This is a genomic window from Halomonas koreensis, from assembly GCF_031451675.1.
GTDB classification, from domain to species: domain Bacteria; phylum Pseudomonadota; class Gammaproteobacteria; order Pseudomonadales; family Halomonadaceae; genus Halomonas; species Halomonas koreensis.
Window position 1 is genome coordinate 108,577 of the sequence record NZ_JARWAK010000002.1, and the last position, 21,228, is coordinate 129,804.

Sequence of the window (21,228 nt, forward strand, 5' to 3'; positions counted from 1 at the left end):
CGGCTGGGAATCGGCGCCAGCCTATCAGACATGGGTGGCGTCGTGGGTCCAGACCGGGATGCCCTTTTCCTCGCCGGGAATGCGCACCGCGAAGGCGCCGGGCGACAGGCATTCGACCTCGTGGCCGTCGCGGGTGCGAAAGCGGGGCTGGCCCGGGTGGGGAGCCTCCGGGCCGGCGCCGTCGTGGAACTCGTCGATGACGTACTCGTTGCCCTGCTCGTCGAAGGCGATGTGGGTCCTCTCGTGGCGGCGCACGGCGTCCTCCCGGTTCGGGGCTTTCGCTCAGTATCGCAAGGCGTGCGTCGAATGGCGAGTGGCGCCGCGACCGGCGAAACGGTATGCTTGCGAACGATAATATAAGCGTACGAACGAGGACCCGCCATGACCCCGTCCCTGACCTGTGAAGTGCTCGCCCACTGGAACGCCATCGCCGTCGCCCGCCGGCAGGCCGAGGAGGCGATCGCCCGCTACATCGGCTGATCGCCGTCACGGAGGCGTCACCGCGCCCGGGGGTCGACCGCCCCCGGGCGCGGTCGTTTGCGGCCCCGGCGAACGCCTCGCCGGCGTTGCGGTCAGTGGGGAGGCATGGTCCAACGACAAGGAGTCCGCTCATGGACGTGATCCGCATCCTCTTCGCGATCCTGCTGCCGCCGGTCGGCGTCTTCCTCCAGGTCGGCCTCGGCCTGCAGTTCTGGCTGAATATCCTGCTGACCCTGCTCGGCTACATCCCGGGGATCGTCCACGCCGTCTGGATCATCGCCCGGCGCTGAGCGATAGCTCCCGGCCCGGGGCGCGACGCCAAGGGCCGCCGCGCCGGTGGCCTTTTCTCGGCGAGCGTCGTCCCTGACGGCTCGGCCGGGGATGGCGGCTTGTTTTTCTGATGCTCGAGATGAGCTGGCCAGGGGAGTGCAGCCAGCGGTCCATGCTCCAGACCAAGAAGACCCGCAGCTGGGAGGCCGGAACCACCCTCGGCGACATGGTGCGCACCATCGCCGGCGAGCATGGCCTCGAGCCGGCCGTCCAGGACGCCATGGACGGCATCGGCCTCTCGCATATCGATCAGACCGACGAATCCGACACGAGCCTGCTGACGCGGCTGGCGCATCAGTACGACGGCATCATCAAGCCGGGCGGCGGCAGGCTGCTGCTGGCGCAGCGCGCCGCCTCGCAGAGTGCAGGGGGCGAGGGTGGAGGCCAGACGCTACCGACGGTGGTCATCACCCCGGACATGGAGAGCCGGGGGCGCATGAAGCTGGCCAAGCGCGGCGCCGCCGGCAGCGTCGTGGCACGCTGGCGAGACACCGAGGCCGCGGCCAGCCTCGAGATCACCGAAGGGAAGGGGGAGCCGGTGCAGCGCCTCCAGACGATCTACCCGGACGAGGCCGCTGCCCGCTCGGCGGCCCGGGCAGCCCTGCGCCGAGGGCAGCGGGGCGAGCAAGCTCTCGAGCTGACCCTGCCGGGCAACACCGCCCTGATGGCCGAGGGTCGGCTGTCGCTCTCCGGCTTCCGTGAGGGCGCCGACGGCGAATGGCTGATCACCGAGGTACAGCACCGCCTCGATGCCAGCGGCTTCTCCAGCTTGGTGAAGGGGGAGCTGCCTGGCGACGATAGCTAATGTTGCTAGGCTGGTGTGGCACTCATCGCACAAGGAAGATCGCATGAAAGCACTCATCACCGCCGCCTTGGCCATCCTGCCCCTCGCCACCGCTCAGGTGAAGTGACCCCCTCCATAGCTGCACAGGGTATAGTGCAGCCATCAGGAGGACAGGATGAGCGACGACAACCCGATCAAGCGATGGACCGCCAAGCGCAAGGCGGCCGTGGTCATGGACATTTTCAAGGGCAAGACCACGGCCGCTGAGGTGGCCCGCCAGCACGACCTCACCGTCTCCGAGGTCGAGGGCTGGATCGATGAGGCCCAGCGCAGCATGGAAAACGGGTTCAAGGCCCGCCCCAAGGACATCCGTGAGCAGTACGAGTCTGAGCTCCGGGAGACCAAGGAGGCACTGGGCGAGGCCCATCTGCAGATCTATGCGCTAAAAAAGTGGCGCCGCCTGCTCGACGAGGACGAGAACTCGTAAGGTCGCTGCAGGCGCAACTGGCCGAGGAAGGCCATGTGGTATCGCTCGTCAAACTCTGTCGTTGGCTGGGATTCCCCCGGCGAAGCCTGTACTACCGGCCCAAGGCGCGGCAGCGTGTCATCAATGTCGATCTGGCGGCGCGAGTGAAACTGGCCCTGGAGCGGTTCCCCACCTACGGCTATCGGCGCCTGGCGTGCGTCCTGGGGGAGAACCGCAAGCCAATACAGCGCATCCTGCAAGTGAAAGGCTGGCAGGTGCGCAAGCGGCCACAAGGCTTCCGACCCCGTGCCAGGAACTTGCCGTCGGTCGCCTCAAGGCCTGACGAGCGCTGGGCGACGGATCTCACGCACGTGTGGTGCGGCAAGGATCGGCGGGCCAGCCTGGCGGTGATCATCGACTGCTGTACGCGAGAGATCCTCGGCTGGCGATTATCGGACAATGGCAGCAGCAAGACAGCGGAGGCTGCCCTGGAGGAGGCGCTGATCTATCGGTTGGGAGCGCTGGGACGCGTTCAGCAACCGCTGGCACTACGCTCCGACAACGGCCTGGTCTTCAGCAGCCGGCACTACACGGGCACGGTGAAGGCCTATGGCCTGACCCAGGAATTCACGACGCCGTATACACCGGAACAGAACGGGCTCGTGGAACGCTTCTTCCGCTCCTTGAAGGAAGAATGCATCTGGCTCCATCGCTTCGAGTCGCTGGGGCAAGCCAGGGTCGTGATCGATCGCTGGATCCGGTACTACAACGACGAGCGGCCACATCAGTCTCTGGACTATGTGGCACCCCGAGCACACCCAGCATTAGCCGCGTAGGGTGTGCAGAAACCAGGGGGTCATTACACAGGCCGACCAGATCTCGCGCTTCGACGTGGAGACCCACTGCGAGCAAGTGGCAGGCTTCGAGGGAGATTACAGCAGCACCATGTACAACAGCTGCATCGACCAGGAGCAGGGCGCCTACAACAACCTGAAGGGACAGTGGGCCAACCTTTCGTCCAGGATCTAAGACCATTGCGAGCAGGTGGCCGGCTTCGGCGGCCCCGGCAGTTACACCATGCTGGAGTCCTGCGTTCAGATGGAGAGCTCGGCAGCTAACAACCGCAGCGAGTTCAGCTTCGACTGAGCCAATCCTGATGGCCAGCAGGGGGCGTCTTGGTGGCGCTCCTTTCGGTTGCCTGCATCTCCTCGAGCAGATCGGCTGCCTCTCGACAGGCACTGGGGGCTTCTCACGAAATTCTATTATTCTCTTTCGCTGCTTCTTTCTTCAGCTCTTCTTCAATGATCTCATGGAAGGCCTTGCCAGTTTGGTGGCGACGGATAATTCCTAAAATGCTTTGTACGGCGTCATCTACCCTGACCGCGGAGCGGCTTGTGGCGGCCTTGAATGTCACCATGCCGAGTGTATCTCCAGCTCTTGCAAATCCCGCTTGGAATCCTTTTACCCTCTCTACTCTAATCAGGGAGTCTGTGCGCGCCTCTGAGTGCTTGAAGTGGTTGGCCAAGTTCTCGATGGCGAAAAGCATTGGAGCTTGGTCAATTAACTCATTTACAAGGTTGTCATACGGTGAAGGTGGATTGATGTCTCCATTTTCGTAAGGAATTCGGTTGATCCAGTTGTTTACGCGAGCGTTGATTTTAGCCAGCCTAGACTTTTCCTTGAGTGTGTCCTTGGCGTGCTTGCTCTCACTGCTTTCTAGAGATTCGGTTGCCGAAGGATTGTGAAATCTTGCAGCAGCCCTAACAGTTAAGGGGGGTAAGATATATTCGAGCGAATGAAGTGAGTGCAGAGCAGCGGTAGCCAAGTATCCAATGTCGGTCTTTCCCGAGTCGAGGTATGACTGGAAAGCCTTTTCAGCTTGATCAGCTAATAGCTCGAAATTGAAGCCGTACAGCGATGACTTCTTATACTTGGCTTTTCGTTGGTGGTCATCACCTGAGTCCCTTTTGTCGTTCATCCTTCGCTCCTTGTAAGTATCTATTGCACCTTGTTCAGTCTGTGTTAATTTCAGTCTGGGCAGCTTGAAGTACCTCTTGATAAAAATCTGCCGCTTTTTTTGCTACTTCGATGATGTTGTTTTGATCAATGGGTTTTCCCCTGTGAGTAGTTGGTGGATGAAACGTCTTTCCCCGGTCTTCTAGTGATATTAGTTTTACTCTGGGTCCGTCCAGTCTGATTTTTAGTAGTTCTTGGGCTGGGATGACTGTTGAGCCATCAGGTTGTTTGAATCCTGGTTTCGGTGGTGTGGAGGAGATTGTGGTTGTCGCTGGCTGGTGTTCTGTAATCTCCTTGATTCCGTGATATTCGATGTTTCGCGCGATCTTTAGATATTTCAATAGCGGGTCGTTTTTCAATATGCTTTTGTATTTTGAATTAATTTTGTTCCATTCTTTTTTATGCTTGAAGTAGCTCGTCGTCTTGTCCCATGCTCTCGATATGTCATTAAGGAAATGCTCCCAATTTTTTTGGAATTCTTCGAGAGTTTCTGCGCTTTCCATGTTTGAAATGTGTTCGTAAGCGGCTTCTATCTCTCTCCGTGCTTTTGGTGCTTTGCTCATGTTACCTCCGTGTGGGGGTTGGGGTTCGCACATATCGCTTGAACTCATGTACCAGATTCTCGCGAGGTGGGCCAGATCACTGCGATCCCCCGAGGACCGGTAACGTACCGAGCCTCTGTGTTTTGGCTTGAACAAAGAGTTTTGATGTGGTTTTGACAAAATTTTGAGCGCAAAGAAAAACCGCCACCCGGCATGACCCGTAAGTGGCGGTTTCTCTTGATGTTTGATGGTCGGAGCGACTGGATTCGAACCAGCGACCTTTGCAACCCCATTGCAACGCGCTACCAAGCTGCGCCACGCTCCGACGTTCTCTGTGGCGGGCCTTGCCGTCCGGCGTTGCCCCCGAGAACGAGGCGTATACTAGCGCGTTCCTCGGCAAATGAAAACCCCTTTTTGCGCTTTCGTTTCAGAAACTTGGCACGCCGTCGCCATGGATGCCGCCGAGCGCCTGGCTCTGCGAGAATGAAGGCCCGTACGCCAAGGGAGAACGACGATGCCGTTGATCATGGGAATGAGCATGTTGCTGGGCTGTCAGATGCTCGGCGAACTGGTGGCCATGGGGCTGACCCTGCCGATCCCCGGGCCGGTGATCGGGATGGTGATCCTGCTCGGGGCGCTGTTGGTGCGCGGTAGGGTCCCCGCCAGCCTGCGGATGACCGGCGAGGGGCTGCTGCGCTATCTCACCCTGCTGTTCGTGCCGGCCGGGGTGGGGCTGATGGTGCATGGCGCCCTGATCGGTCGCGACGTGCTGCCGATCCTGGTGACCCTGGTGGGCTCCACCGCCATCACCCTGGCCGTGACCGCCTGGGTGCTGGTCCGCCTGCAGGCGCGCCTCGGCCGGCGGGGGCGGGCATGAGGGTCGCGGCCCTCGATCAGCTGTGGGTCTATCTGTCCGGCAACCCGCTGCTGTCGCTGCTGATGACCCTGCTGGCCTTCATCCTGGCGGTGCGCGTCAATCGCGCCCTGGGCGGCACGCCGCTGCTGCATCCGGTCATGCTGGCCATCGCGCTGCTGATCGGCTGCCTGGTGCTGGTCGACATGGACTATGCCACCTATCTCGAGGGTGCCCAGTTCATCCATTTCCTGCTGGGCCCGGCCACGGTGGCGCTCGCCATCCCGCTCTACGATCACCGCGAGCGGGTTCGCCGGCTGCTGGTGCCCCTGCTGGCGGCCTGCGTCACCGGCATCGTTACCGCGGTGGCCAGCACCCTGGGCCTGGCGCTGTTGCTCGGGGCGCGCCACGAGACCCTGATGTCGCTGGCGCCGCGCTCGGTGACGTCCCCCATCGCCATGGGGATCGCCGAGCAGATCGGCGGGATTCCCTCCCTGGCGGCGGGGCTGGTGCTGCTGACCGGCGCCATCGGCTGCGCCCTGGGGCCCTGGTTGTTCCGCTGGTTGAGGATCGAGGATCCGGCCGTCCAGGGCTTCACCCTGGGGCTGGCGGCGCACGGGTTCGGCACCGCCCATGCCTTCGCGCGGCTGGGCGCCGTGGCCGGGGCCTTTTCCGGCCTGTCAATGGGGCTGACGGGGCTGCTCACGGCCTTCCTGCTGCCGCTGATCACCCACCTGCTGGGGCTCTAGGCGGGGCGCCGGCTCAGATTTCTTCCCAGACCCGCGTGCGGAAGTCCTGGGAGAGTTCGGCCACCTTGTGCAGGCGCTTCAGGTGGGCGTCGGTGACATCCTCCAGCAGGCGCCGATAGCACTGTTGGAGGGCCTCGGGATCGGCGGCCGCCTCGCCGGTGTAGCAGCCGGCCAGGCGTTCGCCGCTCTCCGCGAGGGCGCGCAGGTACTGGGCCTCGAACTGCATGGCCTCGGCCAGGCTCTCCATCCAGGCCAGCTGCAGGCGGGCCACGGGCGTGGCGCCCTGCAGCCACTGCTGGCTCCACCACGCCAGCATGGCCTCGCCGGAGGGGGAAGGGGATGCCGCGTCTTGCTGGGTCATCGTGGGCCTCCTGTGTCGCACTGGGGGATTCCCGCGCCGGGGCGGGGTATCGCCTTGAGTATAGGTCGTCCCGCGACAATCGCGTCACGCCGCGGGCCGCCGGCGCTGATCTGGGTCAAGGCGACGGCGCATGCGCCGCCGGCGTGGTCTAGGGTCAGGGAAGGCGATACGGAGGAGCGGCCATGTGGCAGGTGATCAAGTCGGTGCTGGCGGCCTTCTTCGGGGTCCAGAAGGAGGCGCGCCGGCGCGAGGACTTCACGCGGGGCCGTGCCGGCCCCTTCATCGCGGCGGGCCTGGTCATGGGGCTCGCCCTGGTGATCCTGATCGCCCTGGTGGCGTCGCTGGCCGCCCGCTGAGCGCGGCTGGCCACGACCGTTGATACGCCCGTTGGCCGGCCGCGCCCGGGCCGCCGCGGGGCTTCTATACTCCAGCCAGGCACGATCATGACAACAACGACGTTCAGGAGGGGGCGATGCGACGGCTCGTATGGACGGCGAGCGGAGCGGCCCTGGCGGGGCTGGCTCCCATGGTCCTGGCCAATGGCTGGAACATGCCGGTCGGCGTCACCGACGTCAGCCGCGAGATCCACTCCCTGCACATGACCATCTTCTGGATCTGCGTGGTGATCGGGGTGATCGTCTTCGGGGCGATCTTCTTCTCGCTGTTCCGCTATCGCCACTCCCGCGGCCACAAGGCCGCGCACTTCCACGAGCACACCGCGGTCGAGGTCGTCTGGACCCTGATCCCGCTGCTGATCCTGGTGGCCATGGCGGTGCCGGCCACGGCCACCCTCAAGTCGATGTACGACGCCTCCGACGCCGAGCTGGACGTGATGATCACCGGCCAGCAGTGGCGCTGGCGCTACGAGTACCTGGGCGAGGACGTCGCCTTCCTCTCGAACCTGGCCACCTCCCGGGAGGCCATCGAGGGCCGCCAGGCCAAGGGCGAGCATTATCTGTTGGAGGTCGACGAGCCTCTGGTGCTGCCGACCGGGCGCAAGGTCCGCCTGCTGCTGACCTCCGACGACGTGGTGCATTCCTGGTGGGTCCCCGACCTGGCGGTGAAGCAGGACGCCGTGCCCGGGTTCGTCAACGAGAACTGGGTCGAGATCGACGAGCCCGGCGTCTACCGGGGGCAGTGCGCCGAGCTCTGCGGTCGCAACCACGGCTTCATGCCGGCGGTGGTCCGGGCGGTGGAGCCCGAGCGCTTCGACGCCTGGCTGGCCGAGCGCCAGGCGGCGGCCTCGGAGGCCGCCCTGGGGCTCGACCGCGAGTGGGGGATGGCCGAGCTGATGGAGAAGGGCGAGGCCGTCTACGGCACCATCTGCGCCTCCTGCCACCAGCCCGACGGCAGCGGCAGCCCGCCGGCCTTCCCGGCCCTGGCCGGCAACCAGGCCCTGATCGACGATCGCCGGCGCCACATCGAGACGGTGGTCAACGGGGTCGCCGGGTCCGCCATGCCGGCCTTCCGCGGCACCCTCAATGCGATCGAGCTGGCCGCGGTGATCACCTACGAGCGCAATGCCTGGGGCAACGACACCGGCGACGTCGTCCAGCCCTCGGCGATCGCCGAGCGGCTCGCCGACTAGCGGCGCGGGTCCATCGAGAGGCTAACCATCGGGGGGACGTTCCATGGCTTCGCACCTGCCACCCACTTCGACGCCGCAGCACAGCCAGCCGGCCTCCGCGGGGCTGGCCGGCGAGGCCCATGCCCCGTATCGCGGGCTGCGGCGCTGGCTGTTGACCACCAACCACAAGGAGATCGGCACCCTCTACCTGGTGTTCTCGCTGAGCATGTTCTTCATCGGCGGGCTCTTCGCCATGGTCATCCGCGCCGAGCTCTTCCAGCCCGGGCTGCAGCTGGTACGGCCCGAGTTCTTCAACCAGATGACCACCATGCATGGCCTGATCATGGTCTTCGGCGCCGTGATGCCGGCCTTCGTGGGGCTCGCCAACTGGATGGTGCCGCTGCAGATCGGCGCCCCGGACATGGCCCTGCCGCGGCTCAACAACTTCAGCTTCTGGCTGCTGCCGGTGGCCTTCGCCATCCTCCTGGCCACCCTGGTCATGCCGGGCGGGGCGCCCGACTTCGGCTGGACCTTCTACGCGCCGCTGTCGACCACCTATGCGCCGCCGTCGACCACCTTCTTCATCTTCTCGCTGCACCTGGCGGGCATCAGCTCGATCCTGGGGGCGATCAACATCATCGCCACCATCCTCAACCTGCGGGCTCCGGGCATGCGCATGATGGACATGCCGCTGTTCGTCTGGACCTGGCTGATCACCGCCTTCCTGCTGATCGCCGTGATGCCGGTGCTGGCCGGGGTCATCACCATGATGCTGCTGGACATCAACTTCGGCACCAGCTTCTTCAATGCCGCCGGCGGGGGCGACCCGGTGCTCTTCCAGCACCTGTTCTGGTTCTTCGGCCATCCGGAGGTCTACATCATGATCCTCCCGGCCTTCGGCATCGTCTCGGTGATCATCCCCACCTTCGCCCGCAAGCGCCTGTTCGGCTACGCCTCCATGGTCTACGCCACCGCCTCCATCGCCATCCTGTCGTTCCTGGTCTGGGCGCACCACATGTTCATCGTCGGGCTGCCGCTGGTGGCCGAGCTGTTCTTCATGTACAGCACCATGCTGATCGCCGTGCCCACCGGGGTGAAGGTGTTCAACTGGGTGACCACCCTGTTCCGCGGCTCGATCAGCTTCGAGCCGCCGATGCTGTTCGCCCTGGCCTTCGTGGTGCTGTTCACCATCGGCGGCTTCTCCGGGCTGATGCTGGCCATCGCCCCGGCGGACTTCCAGTACCACGACACCTACTTCGTGGTGGCGCACTTCCACTACGTGCTGGTGCCCGGGGCGGTGTTCGCCATCATGGCCGGCGTCTACTACTGGCTGCCCAAGTGGACCGGCCACTACCCGCACCTGCGCCTGTCCCAGTGGCACTTCTGGCTGTCGGTGATCGGCGTCAACCTGACCTTCTTCCCCATGCATTTCGCCGGGCTGGCCGGGATGCCGCGGCGGATCCCCGACTACGCCCTGCAGTTCGCCGACTTCAACATGGTGACCAGCCTCGGCGGCTTCCTGTTCGGCGCCTCTCAGCTGCTGTTCGTGGTGGTGGTGGTGCGCTGCGTCCGCGGCGGCGAGCGGGCCCCGGCGAAGGCCTGGGAGGGTGCCGAGGACCTGGAGTGGAGCCTGCCCAGTCCGGCGCCGCTGCACACCTTCGAGACGCCGCCGCAGGTGCGGCCGCGTGAATCCTGAACCCGCGGAGGACGCCATGGCCGAGCCCTTCGAGCGCGATCCACGACGCCAGGGCGTGCGCCGCACCGTGGCCCGCACGGTGGCGGTGCTGGGCGGCATGTTCGTGTTCGCCTTCGCCCTGGTGCCCCTGTACGACGCCTTCTGTCAGGTCACCGGGCTCAACGGCAAGACCGCGGGGCAGGCCCAGTCGCTGGTCCATGCCGGGGTCGACACCTCGCGCACCGTGACCGTGCAGTTCGTGACCCGCGGCAGCCCGGGGCTGCCCTGGCGGCTCGAGACCGACACCCGGCAGCTGCGCGTCCACCCCGGCGAGCGCCGCGAGGTGCACTTCCGCTTTCGCAACCAGGGCGCCGAGGCGAGCCGGGCGAGGGCGGTGCCCAGCGTCTCGCCCTCCGAGGCCTCCCTGCACCTGCGCAAGCTGAGCTGCTTCTGCTTCCAGGAGCAGCGGCTGGCCGCGGGTGAGCGGCTGGAGGCGCCGCTGGTCTTCCAGCTCACCCCGGACCTGCCGGCGGACGTCCGGACGGTGACCCTGGTCTATACCCTCTATCCCGTGGCCGCGTCCGGGGCGCGAGCCGAGCGGGATGCGGTCGGTGAAGGAGATCGAGCATGAGCGGTGGCAGCTACTACGTCCCCGAGGCCAGCAAGTGGCCGGTGCTGGCCTCGCTGGCGCTGGGCGCGATGATGATCGGCGCCGGCACCCTGCTGGTGCATGGCCTGGCCGGGATGCCGGTGATGGCGCTCGGCCTGCTGGCCGTGCTGGCGGTGATGACGCTGTGGTTCCGGGACGTCATCCGCGAGTCCCGCAGCGGCCTCTATGACGCCCAGATGGATCGCTCCTTCCGCTGGGGCATGGGCTGGTTCATCTTCTCGGAGGTGATGTTCTTCGCCGCCTTCTTCGGCGCCCTGTTCTACGTGCGCACCTTCGCGCTGCCCTGGCTGGACGGCGAGGGGGCCAAGGCCGTCACCGCGCTGCTGTGGCCGGACTTCACCGCCAGCTGGCCGCTGCTGGAACCGCCGGGGGCGGCCATCGAGGGGCCCCACGCGACCTTCAGCCCCTGGCACCTGCCGCTGGTCAACACCCTCATCCTGGTCAGCTCGAGCATCACCCTGACGGTGGCCCACGAGGGCCTCAAGGAAGGCTTTCGCGGCACCGCGCGGCACTGGCTGGCCGGCACGGTGCTGCTGGGCCTGTGCTTCATCACCATCCAGGGGTTCGAGTACTACGAGGCCTACAGCCACTACGGCATCACCCTGCAGGCCGGCATCTACGGCGCCACCTTCTTCCTGCTGACCGGCTTCCACGGCCTGCACGTGATCATCGGCACGATCATCCTGATCGCCATCCTGGTGCGGGTGCACCGCGGCCACTTCGCCCGGGACGATCACTTCGCCTTCGAGGCGGCGGCCTGGTACTGGCACTTCGTCGACGTGGTGTGGATCGGGCTGTTCACCTTCGTCTACGTCTTCTGAGGCGTTCAGGCGCCCAGGTCGCCGAGGTAGAAGCCGTAGGCCAGCAGGGCCATCAGCAGCGCCGCCAGCAGGACGCGCAGCTTGAGGGAGGTCAGCACCCGGCGGGAGCGCCCACCGTCGCGGATCAGGAAACCGGCCCCGGCGGCGAGGCTCGCCACCATGGCCAGGAACACGAGGGCAATCGACGTCTTGAGCAGCATCGCGGACTCCATGAAAGCCATCAGGCCGGGCCGTCGCCTGGGACTCTGGGTCCTGTTCTGGACCCTGCTGGTGGGGCTCGGCCTGGCCCTCGGACTATGGCAGTGGGAGCGGGCCGCCGACAAGCGCGAGCGGCTGGCCGCCTACGCCGCCGCCCCGCGGCTCGAGGCGCCGCAGGCCACACCCCCGCCCGGCGCACGGCTGCGGCTGAGCGGCGAGTACCTGGCCGCGGAGACGCTGTTCCTCGACAACCGCACCCATGACGGCCGCCTGGGCGTGGCCGTGCTGACGCCGCTGCGGGGCGACGACGGCCGCCTGTGGCTGATCGAGCGCGGCTTCCTGGCCACCGGGGTCCGCCGCGACACCCCCAGCGTGGCCACGCCGTCCGGGCGGGTGGTGCTCGAGGGCCGCTGGCAGGCCGATGGCGAGCGGCCGCCGCTGTTCGGGCCCAACCGCGAGGGTCGCCGGCTGCAGCGCATCGAGCCGGAGGCCTGGGCACCGCTCGGCGAGTTCGCGCATGCCGGCTGGCTGCACCTGGAGGCGGGGCCCGGTCGGCTGACGCCCTGGTGGCGTCCCAATGTGCTGCCGCCGGCGCGTCACCTGGGCTATGCCCTGCAGTGGTGGGGGCTGGCGCTGGCCGCGCTGGTCGTCATGGTCCTCGGCGGGCGTCGCCTGGCCCGCGACCGCCGCGCGTCCCGTTCCGATCCGGAGGAGTGAGCCATGCCTGTCCCGAGTCCCGTCGCCTCGCGCCTCAAGCTGGCCGCGCTGTTCGGCGTCTTCCTGCTGCCCGTGGCCCTGGCCTGGGGCATGGTCGAGTGGCGCCTCGGCATTCCCGAGGCACGCACCGCCCACGGCCGCCTGGCCCCGCCGCTGCCGGCCCTGGCGGCCTGGCCCCTGGCGGGCGAGGCGGCGGCCGGCGGCGACTGGCGGCTGGTCTTCGACTGCCCGGCGGACTGCGCGGCCGAGGCCGATCGCTGGTGGCGCCTGCACCGTGCCCTGGGGCGGGAGGCCCACCGGGTCAGCCGGCTGCGCATCGGCGGCGCCGGCGCGCCGCTGCCCGGGGCCTCGGCCGCCCGCTGGGAGGCGCCACCGGTCTGGCGAGCCCCGGGGCGGGTGTGGCTGCTCGATCCCGACGGTCGGCCGGTGCTGCAGTACGAGCGGGACGTGGCCACCGACCAGGTGCTGGCGGATCTCGAGCACCTGCTCGAGCGCAACCCCGCCCCGCCGCGGGCGATGCAGGATGACTGAGCGAGGAGGAGCCCATGTCGAGACGCCTCACCGTGCGCCGCCACCTGCGCCCCTGGCAGGCCGTCGGCCTGGCGGGCACGCTCTTCTGTGCCCTGGTGGTCCTGGCCGGAGCCTGGACCCGGCTGATGGACGCCGGCCTGGGCTGCCCCGACTGGCCGGGCTGCTACGGCGCCCTGGTGGTGCCCGACGCGACCCGGGCGGCGGCCCACAGCCCGGAGGTCCCCCTGGAGGCCACCAAGGCCTGGCTGGAGATGCTGCATCGCTACCTGGCCGCGGCGCTGGGCGGCCTGGCGCTGGCCCTCACCGTCGCCGGGGCCTGGCTGCGCCGCCGGGTCGCCGGCTATCCCTGGCGGCTGACCCTGGTGCTGTTGGCCGCGCTGATGGTGCAGGGGGCCTTCGGCGCCTTCACCGTGACCTTCAAGCTCTGGCCTCAGGTGGTCACCCTGCACCTGCTGGGCGGGCTCACCATCATGGCGCTGTTCCTGTGGCTGACCCTGCGGCTGCGGCGCCTGGCCGCCGGGGCCGCGCCCCAGGGGCGTCCCCGGCGGCTGAGCGCGCCCTGGGCCGTGGCGGTGGCCCTGCTGGTGCTGCAGCTGGCGCTGGGCGGCTGGACCTCGAGCAACTATGCCGGCATCGCCTGCCAGGGCTTCCCGACCTGCAACGGCGCCTGGACGGCCGCCCTGGACTGGGGCGAGGGCTTCCACCTGACCCAGACGGTGGGGCCCAACTATCTCCACGGCCAGCTTCACGCCGAGGCTCGCAGCGCCATCCAGGTCGCCCATCGGCTGGGGGCGGCGGCGCTGCTGGCCAGCCTGCTGCTGCTGGGCCTGCGCCACCGGCGCGACCGGCGGCTGCGGCCCTGGGTGTGGCTGGCCCTGGGCGTGAGCCTGGCCCAGGCCGGCCTGGGGGTGGCCAACGTGCTGCTCTGGCTGCCCCTGGGGCTGGCACTGCTGCACACCGCCGGGGCCGTGCTGCTGGTGGCGGCGATGACGCTGGCCGTCTGGCACCGCCGCTGGGCGCCGGCGGCCGTTTCCCTTCCCGAGCCGCGCAAGGAGTGGATCCATGCCTGAAGGTGTCGTGATGCCGTCCTCGCTCGCCGCGGCGGGCCCGCGCCGGACCTGGCGCGATCTGTGGACGCTGTGCAAGCCGCGGGTGGTGGCCGTGATGCTGGTCTGCGCCCTGGTCGGCATGCTGCTGGCCCGGCCGCTGCCCGCGCCCGCGGCGATCGGGTTCGGCCTGCTGGGCATCGCCCTGGCCGCCGGCGGCGCGGCGGCCTTCAATCACGTGCTGGACCGGCGCCTGGACGCGTTGATGCGGCGCACGGCTCGCCGCCCCCTGGCCAGCCGCCGGCTGCCGACCCCGTTGGCGCTGGGCTGGGCGACCCTGCTGTCGGTGGCGGGCATCGGCCTGCTGTTCTGGCGCGTCAACGCCCTGACCGCCTGGCTGACCCTGGCCTCGCTGCTGGGCTATGCGCTGGTCTATACCGCCTTCCTCAAGCGCGCCACGCCCCAGAACATCGTCATCGGCGGGGTGGCCGGGGCGGCGCCGCCGATGCTCGGCTGGACCGCGGTGACCGGCCAGCTGGGGCCCGAGCCGCTGCTGCTGATGCTGATCGTCTTCGCCTGGACGCCGCCGCATTTCTGGGCGCTGGCGCTGCACAAGCGCGACGAGTACGCCCGGGCCGGGGTGCCGATGCTGCCGGTGACCCACGGGCCGGCCTTCACCCGGCTGCAGGTCTGGCTCTATGGCTGGCTGACCGTGGCGGTCAGCCTGCTGCCGTTCGTCATCGGCATGAGCGGGGCGCTCTACCTGGTCGGGGTGATGGCCCTGAACGCCCGCTTCATGCTGTGGAACGCCCGGGTCTGGCGGGGCCGCGACCCGCGCGCGCCCCTGGCGGCCTTCCGCTTCTCGATCCACTACATCCTGGGCGTGTTCGGCGTGCTGCTGGCGGATCACTACCTGTCGAGCTGGCCGCTCGGCGGCTGAGGGTCACCAGAACAGGCGCAGCAGCGGGTAGGCCAGCAGCGTCACCAGCAGGGTGCCGATCAGGTTCAGCGCCACCCCGGCGCGGATCATCGCCCCGATGCGCAGGTGCCCGCTGGCGAAGACGATGGCATTGGGCGGCGTGGCCACCGGCATCATGAAGGCGCAGCTGGCGGCGATGGCCGCCGGCACGGTGATCAGCAGCGGCGAGATGTCCAGCGACAGCGCCAGGGCGCCGAGCAGCGGCAGGAAGGCCGCCGCGGTGGCGGTATTGGAGGTGATCTCGGTGAGGAAGATGATCACCATCACCACCACCCCGATCAGCAGCAGCAGCGGGAAGGCGCCGAACACCTCCAGGTGACGGGCGATCCACTCGGCCAGGCCCGAGCGGGTGATCACGCCGGCCAGCGCCAGGCCGCCGCCGAACAGCAGCAGGATGCCCCAGGGCAGGTCCCGGGCGTCGTCCCAGCTCAGCAGCCGGTTGCCGCGGCCGTCCCCGGCGGGGATCAGGAACAGTGCGATGCCCGCGGCGATGGCGATGCCGGTGTCCGACAACCAGTCGAGGCCCGACTGGTTGAGCAGCGGCCGGCCGATCCAGGCCAGGGCGGCCACCAGGAAGGTCAGGCCGACCCGGCGCTCGGCGGGGGTCGTGGGGCCCAGGCGCGCCAGCTCGCGATGGACCATCTCGGCGCTCTTGTCGCCGCCCCCGAGGCGGAAGTCCCGCCTGGTCAGCCACCACCAGGCGCAGGCCATCATCACCAGGCTGATCGGCAGCCCCACCAGCATCCACTGGGCGAAGCCCAGGTCGATGCCGCGGCTGTCGGCCAGATACCCGGCCAGCAGGGCGTTGGGCGGGGTGCCGATCAGGGTGGCGATGCCGCCGATGCTGGCCGAATAGGCGATCGCCAGCAGCAGGGCGGTGGCGTAGCGGCCCAGCTCCTCGGGATCGCGGTCGCCGAGCAGGCCGATCACCGACATGCCGATGGGCAGCATCATGATGGTGGTCGCGGTGTTGGACACCCACATGCTCAGGAAGCCGGTGGCCAGCATGAACCCGCCGATCTGCCGGCGAGGCCGGTGGCCCACCAGGCGCAGCACCTGCAGCGCGATGCGCCGGTGCAGGTGCCAGCGCTGCATGCCGATGCCCAGCAGGAAGCCGCCCAGGAAGAGATAGATGATCGGGTGAGCGTAGCTGGCCGCGGTGGGCCGCAGGGGGGCGATGCCCAGGGCGGGGACCAGGACCAGCGGCAGCAGCGACGTCGCCGGGATGGGGATGGCCTCGGTGGACCACCAGGTGGCCATCAGCAGCGCCAGGCCGGTGCAGGCCCAGGCGGCCTCGCTCATGCCCGCCGGGGGCGGGGCGACGAGGCTCAGCAGTACCCAGAGGGGGCCCAACACCAGGCCGATCCGGGCGGCGGGGGACGGGGAGGGGGCGTCGTCGGACATCGTGGCTCCTTGCCTTGCTGCGTTCGACCCGCGGGGTTTGGGGCCGGGTGGCGAGCAGTATAAAATGCCCGGCTCCATCCCTCGATGCCCGGGAGCCCGCATGTCCCACACCGCCGCCCTGATCCTGCTCGCCATCGGCCTGGCCATCGTCGCCGGTCTCGGCGCCTATGCCGCGACCCTCTGGCGCGAGGTGCGTCGCCGCCGGGCCTTCCGCGAGGAAGAGCTGCGCCGCGCCCACGAGAACTGCCTCGAGAACCTGGAGCTGGTGGCCTCGGCCCTGATGCAGCAGCAGGTCGACATCACCGAAGGGGCCTGGCGCTGCAAGACGCTGCTCGACATCCTCGATCCGAGCCTGGTCGAGCGGCCGGAGTTCCAGGCCTTCGGCGAGGTGCACGGGCGTACCCGCCACCTGCATACTCACTCCGCCCGCCAGGCCCTGACGCCCAAGGAGCGCTTCCGCGAGGACCGCGAGCGCCTCGGCGTGGAGGACGAGATGCGCGAGGCGGTGCTGGAGGCCGCCGCCGCCGTGCTGCGCTTCCGCCGCGACTGGCCCGGCTCGCTGCACTGACGTCGCCCGCCAGCGACGGGCGCCTGTCGGCGATTTCCTACAGCCGGCCGATTGCATCTCCTGCCCGGCTTCGGCAAGCTTGGCCGCGTGCCGCAGATGGCTAATGTGCTAAGGATTCGGTGGTCATCCTGCGGCCGGCACTGGCCGAGATGGCATTTTCGTGCTTTCTTGGTCGGTGTAGGCGAACGCTGTTCGTCCCGTTGGCCATACCATCGGTCCCCCCCTGGATGGCTTCTCCACGATGCCCATGCCAGATTTGTGTCAAGAAGGAGTCTTACATGAAAAAGTCTACGACTGGCTTGCTGCTCGGTTCCGCCCTGGTCGTCGGCCTCTCCGGCTGTGCCAGCTCGGCCTCCCAATCTTCCGGCATGGGGGACAGCGCCTCCTCCGATCGCGCCTGGTACCAGCACCCGGCGGTCTGCGGGCTGGCCGGCGGCCTGATCGGCGGCGGCATCGGCTACGCCTCCAGCAGTGATTCCGACGAGGACACCGGCGCGGCCGTCGGCGGCACCGCCGGGGCAACCATCGGCGCCCTGCTGTGCGCCGAGCCCAACGAGCCGGCGCCCGCGCCCCGGGACACCGACGGCGACGGCGTGATCGACGCCAACGACCAGTGCCCGGGCACCCCGGCTGGCGTGGCCGTGGATGCGGTGGGCTGCCCGCTGGACAGCGACGCTGACGGCGTGCCGGATTACCAGGATCAGTGCCCGGGCACCCCGGCCGGTGCCGAGGTCAACGCCCTGGGCTGCGTGGAAGACCTGGTGCTGCAGGACGTCAACTTCGAGTTCGACTCCGCCACCCTGACCATGGGCGCCGAGCGCATCCTCGACGGCGTGGCCGAGAAGCTGGCCGCCAACGAGAGCGTCCGCGTGCGCATCGAGGGCCATACCGACGCCGTGGGTCCCGCGTCCTACAATCAGGACCTGTCCCAGCGCCGCGCCGATTCCGTGGCCGACTACCTGGCCGGCCAGGGCATCGACGCCGATCGCATGCGCACCGTCGGCTACGGCGAGTCCCAGCCGGTGGCCACCAACGAGACCGACGCCGGCCGTGCCGAGAACCGTCGCGTCGAGCTCGGCGAGTGGGAATGATCCCCTCCTGAGCCCGGGCCCCCTCGGCGGGGCCCGTCGACAGCCGAAGGAGGCGCCCGCGGGCGCCTCTTTTCGTGCCCGGCCGTGGCGCCCCGGCGGCGGCGTCTGCTAGGCTAGGGCGCGTTTTTTTTGATCACCCCCGACATGCTTCTGGCGACACGTGATCCCTGGTATGGATCACCACTGCGCACAAGGAACCCCTATACCATGCCCATCGTGACCCTGCCGGACGGCAGCCAGAGATCCTTCGACGAACCGCTCACCGTGATGCAACTGGCCGAGAGTATCGGCACGGGCCTGGCCAAGGCCTGCGTGGCCGGGCGTATCGACGGCGAGCTGGTGGACGCCGCGGACGTCATCGATCACGACGCCGAGGTGGCCATCATCACCGCCCGCGACGAGGCCGGCCTGGAGATCATCCGCCACTCCTGCGCCCACCTGATCGGCCACGCGGTCAAGCAGCTCTACCCCGACGCCAAGATGGCCATCGGGCCGGTGATCGAGGACGGCTTCTACTACGACATCGACTTCGGCCGCGCCGCGACCCCGGAGGATCTCGAGGCCATCGAGCAGCGCATGAAGGCGCTGATCGACACCGGCTATGACGTGGTCCGCGAGTACGTCGACCGCGACCAGGCGATGCTGACCTTCCTGCATCGCGACGAGCCGTACAAGCAGGAGATCGTCCGCGAGATTCCCGAGGGCGAGACGATCCGGCTCTACCATCACGAGGAATACACCGACATGTGTCGGGGGCCCCACGTGCCCAACACCCGGCACCTGAAGGCCTTCAAGCTGACCAAGCTGGCCGGCGCCTACTGGCGTGGCGACGCCGAGCGGCCGATGCTGACCCGCATCTACGGCACCGCCTGGGGCGACAAGAAGCAGCTCAAGGCCTACCTCAAGCGCCTCGAGGAGGCCGAGAAGCGCGACCACCGCAAGCTGGCCCGCAAGCTGGACCTCTTCCACCTCCAGGAGGAGGCGCCGGGCATGGTGTTCTGGCATCCCAACGGCTGGACCATCTACCAGGCCCTCGAGCAGTACATGCGCCGGGTGCAGATCGAGAACGGCTACCAGGAGATCAAGACGCCCCAGGTGGTGGATCTGTCGCTGTGGAAGGCCTCCGGCCATTGGGGCCACTACAGTGACCTGATGTTCACCACCGAGTCGGAGAAGCGCGAGTACGCGGTCAAGCCGATGAACTGCCCGTGCCACGTGCAGGTGTTCAACCAGGGGCTGAAGAGCTACCGTGACCTGCCGCTGCGCCTGGCCGAGTTCGGCAGCTGTCACCGCAACGAGCCCTCCGGCTCGCTGCACGGCCTGATGCGGGTGCGCGGCTTCACCCAGGATGATGCCCATATCTTCTGCACCGAGAGCCAGATCCAGGCCGAGGCCGAGGCCTTCATCGCCCTGACCCTCAAGGTCTACAAGGACCTGGGCTTCGAGGACGTGGAACTCAAGCTGTCGACCCGGCCGGACGACTTCATGGGCGAGGCCGCCCTGTGGGATCGCGCCGAGGCCGGCCTGGAGGCGGCGCTGAACGCCACCGACCTGGACTGGGAGCTGCAGCCGGGCGAGGGGGCCTTCTACGGGCCCAAGATCGAGTTCTCGCTGCGCGACTGCCTCAACCGCGTCTGGCAGTGCGGCACCCTGCAGCTCGACTTCAACCTGCCGGGCCGGCTCGGCGCCCAGTTCGTCGACGAGGACGGCGAGCGCAAGACCCCGGTCATGCTGCATCGCGCCATCCTCGGCTCCTTCGAGCGCTTCCTGGGCATCCTGATCGAGCACCATGCCGGCGCCATGCCGCTGTGGCTGGCCCCCCAGCAGGCGGTGATCCTCAATATCACCGATTCGCAGCGCGATTACGTGCAGGAACTCGAGCGTCGCCTGCAAAAAATCGGCTTGCGCGTCAAGGCGGACTTGAGGAACGAGAAGATCGGCTTTAAAATCCGCGAGCATACGTTGCAGAAGGTCCCCTATCTCCTGGTGGTGGGAGATAAGGAAGTCGAGGCCGACTCGGTGGCCGTTCGCACGCGTGGCGGCGAGGATCTCGGCACCCTGACGGTGGATTCTTTCATCGACAGGGTCCAGGCCGAGCGGTTATAACGACATCTTCCAAGGCTAAAGTGGAGACGGAACCATCAAGCGAAGCAACCCCAGAGGGCGTCCGCAGGACAAGCGGCCCCCGATGAACGAGCGCATTACCGAAGAGCAGGTTCGCCTGATCGACAACGACGGCGAGCAGCTGGGCATCGTGCCCACCCGCGAGGCGCTGGAACGCGCCGAAGCCGCCGGTATGGACCTCGTCCAGATTTCCAATGCCGATCCGATCGTCTGCAAGATCATGGATTACGGCAAGTTCGTCTTCGAGCAGAAGAAGCAGAAGGCGGCTCAGAAGAAGAAGCAGAAGCAGATCCAGGTCAAGGAAGTCAAGTTCCGGCCTGGCACCGACGAGGGCGACTATCAGGTCAAGATGAAGAACCTGACGCGCTTCCTCGAAGGTGGCGACAAGGGCAAGGTCACCCTGCGCTTCCGCGGACGCGAGATGGCCCATCAGGACATCGGTCGCAAGCTGATGGAGCGGATCGCCGCCGATCTCGAGGAGATCGGCACCGTGGAGTCCTTCCCCAAGATGGAAGGACGGCAGATGATCATGATCATTGCCCCCAAGAAGAAGTGATCCGACGGCCGGTTCAACGGGCGGCGGGGCGATGCCCCGCCGCCGGCCCCGGGTTTTCTCAACAATCTCGTGCGGAGTTCATCTCATGCCGAAAATCAAGAGCAACAGCGGCGCTGCCAAGCGCTTCAAGAAGACGGCCAACGGCTTCAAGCACAAGCAGTCGTTCCGGAGCCACATCCTGACCAAGAAGAGCCCCAAGCGGAAGCGTCAGCTGCGCGGCATGCAGCAGATCCACGACGCCGACAAGCAGCTCGTGCGGCGCATGCTGCCGAACCTGTAACCCCTTGGTTGCCAACTTTTAATCGTCAGGAGTAAGCCATGACTCGCGTCAAGCGTGGTGTCGTCGCCCGTCGTCGTCACAAGAAGATCCTCAAGCAAGCCAAGGGCTACTACGGTGCCCGTTCTCGCGTCTTCCGCGTCGCCAAGCAGGCGGTCATCAAGGCCGGCCAGTACGCCTATCGTGACCGTCGCCAGCGCAAGCGCCAGTTCCGCGCCCTGTGGATCCAGCGCATCAACGCCGGTGCCCGCCAGCACGGCCTGTCCTACAGCCGCTTCGTCGGCGGCCTGAAGAAGGCCGGTGTCGAGATCGACCGCAAGGTGCTGGCCGACCTGGCCGTCAACGAGAAGGCTGCCTTCGCCGCCATCGTCGAGAAGGCCAAGGCTGCCCAGTAAGTGGTCTCGATAACGGGATGTCGCACGC

At 67.5% G+C, this 21,228-nt stretch carries 28 protein-coding genes and 1 tRNA gene; 22 read left to right on the plus strand and 7 right to left on the minus strand.

Translation table 11 applies throughout. From position 1 onward, the window contains the following. Window positions 1–24 precede the first annotated feature (24 nt). The gene (locus QC818_RS02610; protein ID WP_309651286.1) at window positions 25–255 is read right to left on the minus strand and encodes a hypothetical protein; all 231 of its coding nucleotides are present in this window, start codon (window positions 253–255) and stop codon (window positions 25–27) included. Between the two features lie 356 nt (window positions 256–611). On the opposite strand from QC818_RS02610, the gene QC818_RS02615 reads away from it, so the two are divergent. From QC818_RS02615 to QC818_RS02635, 5 genes are all read left to right on the plus strand, one after another. Then, window positions 612–770 carry a YqaE/Pmp3 family membrane protein gene (locus tag QC818_RS02615; RefSeq protein ID WP_309651287.1) on the plus strand — a complete coding sequence of 53 codons (159 nt, stop codon included), beginning with the start codon at window positions 612–614 and terminating at the stop codon, window positions 768–770. 152 nt (window positions 771–922) lie between these two features. Continuing rightward, window positions 923–1,615: a contractile injection system protein, VgrG/Pvc8 family gene (locus tag QC818_RS02620; RefSeq protein WP_309651288.1), complete on the plus strand. Its 693-nt coding sequence runs from the start codon at window positions 923–925 to the stop codon at window positions 1,613–1,615. Between the two features lie 154 nt (window positions 1,616–1,769). Then, on the plus strand, window positions 1,770–2,081 hold the full coding sequence (locus QC818_RS02625) for a DUF1153 domain-containing protein (protein WP_309651289.1): 312 nt from the start codon (window positions 1,770–1,772) through the stop codon (window positions 2,079–2,081). Further along, window positions 2,045–2,896 (plus strand): IS3 family transposase, encoded by an 852-nt coding sequence (locus tag QC818_RS02630; RefSeq protein ID WP_309651290.1) that lies wholly within the window; start codon window positions 2,045–2,047, stop codon window positions 2,894–2,896. The genes QC818_RS02625 and QC818_RS02630 overlap by 37 nt, the downstream gene beginning before the upstream one ends. 1 nt (window position 2,897) lies before the next feature. Continuing rightward, the gene (locus QC818_RS02635; RefSeq protein ID WP_309651291.1) at window positions 2,898–3,089 is read left to right on the plus strand and encodes a hypothetical protein; all 192 of its coding nucleotides are present in this window, start codon (window positions 2,898–2,900) and stop codon (window positions 3,087–3,089) included. A gap of 220 nt (window positions 3,090–3,309) precedes the next feature. Here QC818_RS02635 and QC818_RS02640 read toward each other — a convergent pair whose 3' ends face one another. The 3 genes from QC818_RS02640 to QC818_RS02650 form a co-directional block, all read right to left on the minus strand. Next, entirely contained in the window at window positions 3,310–4,038 is a 729-nt protein-coding gene (locus QC818_RS02640; protein WP_309651292.1) for a hypothetical protein, read from the minus strand. Window positions 4,039–4,072: 34 nt separating this feature from the next. Next, window positions 4,073–4,639 (minus strand): hypothetical protein, encoded by a 567-nt coding sequence (locus tag QC818_RS02645; RefSeq protein WP_309651293.1) that lies wholly within the window; start codon window positions 4,637–4,639, stop codon window positions 4,073–4,075. Window positions 4,640–4,866: 227 nt separating this feature from the next. Continuing rightward, window positions 4,867–4,943: transfer RNA gene (locus QC818_RS02650), tRNA-Pro, on the minus strand. Between the two features lie 189 nt (window positions 4,944–5,132). On the opposite strand from QC818_RS02650, the gene QC818_RS02655 reads away from it, so the two are divergent. Next, a complete protein-coding gene (locus tag QC818_RS02655) occupies window positions 5,133–5,495 on the plus strand; it encodes a CidA/LrgA family protein (protein ID WP_309651294.1) in 363 nt (120 codons plus the stop codon). Further along, window positions 5,492–6,220, plus strand: a complete 729-nt coding sequence (locus tag QC818_RS02660; protein WP_309651295.1) for an LrgB family protein — start codon at window positions 5,492–5,494, stop codon at window positions 6,218–6,220. The genes QC818_RS02655 and QC818_RS02660 overlap by 4 nt, the downstream gene beginning before the upstream one ends. Before the next feature lie 13 nt (window positions 6,221–6,233). Here the strand turns inward: QC818_RS02660 and QC818_RS02665 are convergent, their stop codons facing one another. After that, window positions 6,234–6,581 carry a hypothetical protein gene (locus QC818_RS02665; RefSeq protein WP_309651296.1) on the minus strand — a complete coding sequence of 116 codons (348 nt, stop codon included), beginning with the start codon at window positions 6,579–6,581 and terminating at the stop codon, window positions 6,234–6,236. Between the two features lie 182 nt (window positions 6,582–6,763). Between QC818_RS02665 and QC818_RS02670 the strand changes: the two genes are divergently transcribed. From QC818_RS02670 to QC818_RS02690, 5 genes are all read left to right on the plus strand, one after another. Next, the gene (locus QC818_RS02670; RefSeq protein ID WP_309651297.1) at window positions 6,764–6,937 is read left to right on the plus strand and encodes a DUF2970 domain-containing protein; all 174 of its coding nucleotides are present in this window, start codon (window positions 6,764–6,766) and stop codon (window positions 6,935–6,937) included. A 170-nt stretch (window positions 6,938–7,107) separates the two neighbouring features. Then, complete coding sequence (coxB, locus tag QC818_RS02675; protein ID WP_374710052.1) at window positions 7,108–8,169, plus strand: cytochrome c oxidase subunit II; 1,062 nt, start codon at window positions 7,108–7,110, stop codon at window positions 8,167–8,169. Window positions 8,170–8,212: 43 nt separating this feature from the next. Further along, entirely contained in the window at window positions 8,213–9,844 is a 1,632-nt protein-coding gene (ctaD, locus tag QC818_RS02680; protein ID WP_309651299.1) for a cytochrome c oxidase subunit I, read from the plus strand. Between the two features lie 16 nt (window positions 9,845–9,860). Further along, window positions 9,861–10,454, plus strand: a complete 594-nt coding sequence (locus QC818_RS02685; RefSeq protein ID WP_309651604.1) for a cytochrome c oxidase assembly protein — start codon at window positions 9,861–9,863, stop codon at window positions 10,452–10,454. Beyond that, window positions 10,451–11,314, plus strand: coding sequence for a cytochrome c oxidase subunit 3 (locus tag QC818_RS02690; protein ID WP_309651300.1), 864 nt, complete (start codon window positions 10,451–10,453; stop codon window positions 11,312–11,314). The genes QC818_RS02685 and QC818_RS02690 overlap by 4 nt, the downstream gene beginning before the upstream one ends. Window positions 11,315–11,319: 5 nt before the next feature. Here the strand turns inward: QC818_RS02690 and QC818_RS02695 are convergent, their stop codons facing one another. Beyond that, on the minus strand, window positions 11,320–11,514 hold the full coding sequence (locus QC818_RS02695) for a DUF2909 family protein (protein ID WP_309651301.1): 195 nt from the start codon (window positions 11,512–11,514) through the stop codon (window positions 11,320–11,322). Window positions 11,515–11,524: 10 nt separating this feature from the next. Here QC818_RS02695 and QC818_RS02700 point away from each other — a divergent pair, with 10 nt between their 5' ends. From QC818_RS02700 to QC818_RS02715, 4 genes are read left to right on the plus strand one after another with little or no spacing between them, the layout of a single operon-like run. Beyond that, window positions 11,525–12,229 carry an SURF1 family protein gene (locus QC818_RS02700; protein ID WP_309651302.1) on the plus strand — a complete coding sequence of 235 codons (705 nt, stop codon included), beginning with the start codon at window positions 11,525–11,527 and terminating at the stop codon, window positions 12,227–12,229. A gap of 3 nt (window positions 12,230–12,232) precedes the next feature. After that, window positions 12,233–12,760, plus strand: coding sequence for a hypothetical protein (locus QC818_RS02705; protein WP_309651303.1), 528 nt, complete (start codon window positions 12,233–12,235; stop codon window positions 12,758–12,760). 14 nt (window positions 12,761–12,774) lie between these two features. Further along, window positions 12,775–13,830 (plus strand): COX15/CtaA family protein, encoded by a 1,056-nt coding sequence (locus QC818_RS02710; protein ID WP_309651304.1) that lies wholly within the window; start codon window positions 12,775–12,777, stop codon window positions 13,828–13,830. Then, complete coding sequence (locus QC818_RS02715; protein WP_309651305.1) at window positions 13,823–14,746, plus strand: heme o synthase; 924 nt, start codon at window positions 13,823–13,825, stop codon at window positions 14,744–14,746. Before QC818_RS02710 ends, QC818_RS02715 begins: the two co-directional genes overlap by 8 nt. Before the next feature lie 3 nt (window positions 14,747–14,749). Here the strand turns inward: QC818_RS02715 and QC818_RS02720 are convergent, their stop codons facing one another. Next, entirely contained in the window at window positions 14,750–16,189 is a 1,440-nt protein-coding gene (locus QC818_RS02720) for an SLC13 family permease (protein WP_309651306.1), read from the minus strand. 100 nt (window positions 16,190–16,289) lie between these two features. Between QC818_RS02720 and QC818_RS02725 the strand changes: the two genes are divergently transcribed. The 6 genes from QC818_RS02725 (at window position 16,290) to rplT (ending at window position 21,200) form a co-directional block, all read left to right on the plus strand. Next, window positions 16,290–16,757, plus strand: a complete 468-nt coding sequence (locus QC818_RS02725; RefSeq protein ID WP_309651307.1) for a DUF2489 domain-containing protein — start codon at window positions 16,290–16,292, stop codon at window positions 16,755–16,757. Window positions 16,758–17,035: 278 nt separating this feature from the next. Next, the gene (locus tag QC818_RS02730; RefSeq protein WP_309651308.1) at window positions 17,036–17,848 is read left to right on the plus strand and encodes an OmpA family protein; all 813 of its coding nucleotides are present in this window, start codon (window positions 17,036–17,038) and stop codon (window positions 17,846–17,848) included. 207 nt (window positions 17,849–18,055) lie between these two features. Continuing rightward, window positions 18,056–19,954, plus strand: coding sequence for a threonine--tRNA ligase (thrS, locus tag QC818_RS02735; protein ID WP_309651309.1), 1,899 nt, complete (start codon window positions 18,056–18,058; stop codon window positions 19,952–19,954). A gap of 34 nt (window positions 19,955–19,988) precedes the next feature. Beyond that, window positions 19,989–20,528, plus strand: a complete 540-nt coding sequence (gene infC, locus QC818_RS02740) for a translation initiation factor IF-3 (RefSeq protein ID WP_309651605.1) — start codon at window positions 19,989–19,991, stop codon at window positions 20,526–20,528. Window positions 20,529–20,613: 85 nt separating this feature from the next. Next, window positions 20,614–20,808 carry a 50S ribosomal protein L35 gene (rpmI, locus tag QC818_RS02745; RefSeq protein WP_309651310.1) on the plus strand — a complete coding sequence of 65 codons (195 nt, stop codon included), beginning with the start codon at window positions 20,614–20,616 and terminating at the stop codon, window positions 20,806–20,808. Window positions 20,809–20,846: 38 nt separating this feature from the next. Then, a complete protein-coding gene (rplT, locus tag QC818_RS02750) occupies window positions 20,847–21,200 on the plus strand; it encodes a 50S ribosomal protein L20 (protein ID WP_309651311.1) in 354 nt (117 codons plus the stop codon). Window positions 21,201–21,228 lie beyond the last annotated feature (28 nt).

Bases quoted from the DNA above. Each gene is read 5' to 3' on its own strand.
- QC818_RS02615 (WP_309651287.1), top strand. From the start codon at position 612: ATGGACGTGATCCGCATCCTCTTCGCGATCCTGCTGCCGCCGGTCGGC.
- QC818_RS02620 (WP_309651288.1), top strand. From the start codon at position 923: ATGCTCCAGACCAAGAAGACCCGCAGCTGGGAGGCCGGAACCACCCTC.
- QC818_RS02625 (WP_309651289.1), top strand. From the start codon at position 1,770: ATGAGCGACGACAACCCGATCAAGCGATGGACCGCCAAGCGCAAGGCG.
- QC818_RS02640 (WP_309651292.1), bottom strand. From the start codon at position 4,038: ATGAACGACAAAAGGGACTCAGGTGATGACCACCAACGAAAAGCCAAG.
- QC818_RS02645 (WP_309651293.1), bottom strand. From the start codon at position 4,639: ATGAGCAAAGCACCAAAAGCACGGAGAGAGATAGAAGCCGCTTACGAA.
- QC818_RS02655 (WP_309651294.1), top strand. From the start codon at position 5,133: ATGCCGTTGATCATGGGAATGAGCATGTTGCTGGGCTGTCAGATGCTC.
- QC818_RS02660 (WP_309651295.1), top strand. From the start codon at position 5,492: ATGAGGGTCGCGGCCCTCGATCAGCTGTGGGTCTATCTGTCCGGCAAC.
- QC818_RS02665 (WP_309651296.1), bottom strand. From the start codon at position 6,581: ATGACCCAGCAAGACGCGGCATCCCCTTCCCCCTCCGGCGAGGCCATG.
- QC818_RS02670 (WP_309651297.1), top strand. From the start codon at position 6,764: ATGTGGCAGGTGATCAAGTCGGTGCTGGCGGCCTTCTTCGGGGTCCAG.
- coxB (WP_374710052.1), top strand. From the start codon at position 7,108: ATGGTCCTGGCCAATGGCTGGAACATGCCGGTCGGCGTCACCGACGTC.
- ctaD (WP_309651299.1), top strand. From the start codon at position 8,213: ATGGCTTCGCACCTGCCACCCACTTCGACGCCGCAGCACAGCCAGCCG.
- QC818_RS02685 (WP_309651604.1), top strand. From the start codon at position 9,861: ATGGCCGAGCCCTTCGAGCGCGATCCACGACGCCAGGGCGTGCGCCGC.
- QC818_RS02690 (WP_309651300.1), top strand. From the start codon at position 10,451: ATGAGCGGTGGCAGCTACTACGTCCCCGAGGCCAGCAAGTGGCCGGTG.
- QC818_RS02695 (WP_309651301.1), bottom strand. From the start codon at position 11,514: ATGCTGCTCAAGACGTCGATTGCCCTCGTGTTCCTGGCCATGGTGGCG.
- QC818_RS02700 (WP_309651302.1), top strand. From the start codon at position 11,525: ATGAAAGCCATCAGGCCGGGCCGTCGCCTGGGACTCTGGGTCCTGTTC.
- QC818_RS02705 (WP_309651303.1), top strand. From the start codon at position 12,233: ATGCCTGTCCCGAGTCCCGTCGCCTCGCGCCTCAAGCTGGCCGCGCTG.
- QC818_RS02710 (WP_309651304.1), top strand. From the start codon at position 12,775: ATGTCGAGACGCCTCACCGTGCGCCGCCACCTGCGCCCCTGGCAGGCC.
- QC818_RS02715 (WP_309651305.1), top strand. From the start codon at position 13,823: ATGCCTGAAGGTGTCGTGATGCCGTCCTCGCTCGCCGCGGCGGGCCCG.
- QC818_RS02720 (WP_309651306.1), bottom strand. From the start codon at position 16,189: ATGTCCGACGACGCCCCCTCCCCGTCCCCCGCCGCCCGGATCGGCCTG.
- QC818_RS02725 (WP_309651307.1), top strand. From the start codon at position 16,290: ATGTCCCACACCGCCGCCCTGATCCTGCTCGCCATCGGCCTGGCCATC.
- QC818_RS02730 (WP_309651308.1), top strand. From the start codon at position 17,036: ATGAAAAAGTCTACGACTGGCTTGCTGCTCGGTTCCGCCCTGGTCGTC.
- thrS (WP_309651309.1), top strand. From the start codon at position 18,056: ATGCCCATCGTGACCCTGCCGGACGGCAGCCAGAGATCCTTCGACGAA.
- rpmI (WP_309651310.1), top strand. From the start codon at position 20,614: ATGCCGAAAATCAAGAGCAACAGCGGCGCTGCCAAGCGCTTCAAGAAG.
- rplT (WP_309651311.1), top strand. From the start codon at position 20,847: ATGACTCGCGTCAAGCGTGGTGTCGTCGCCCGTCGTCGTCACAAGAAG.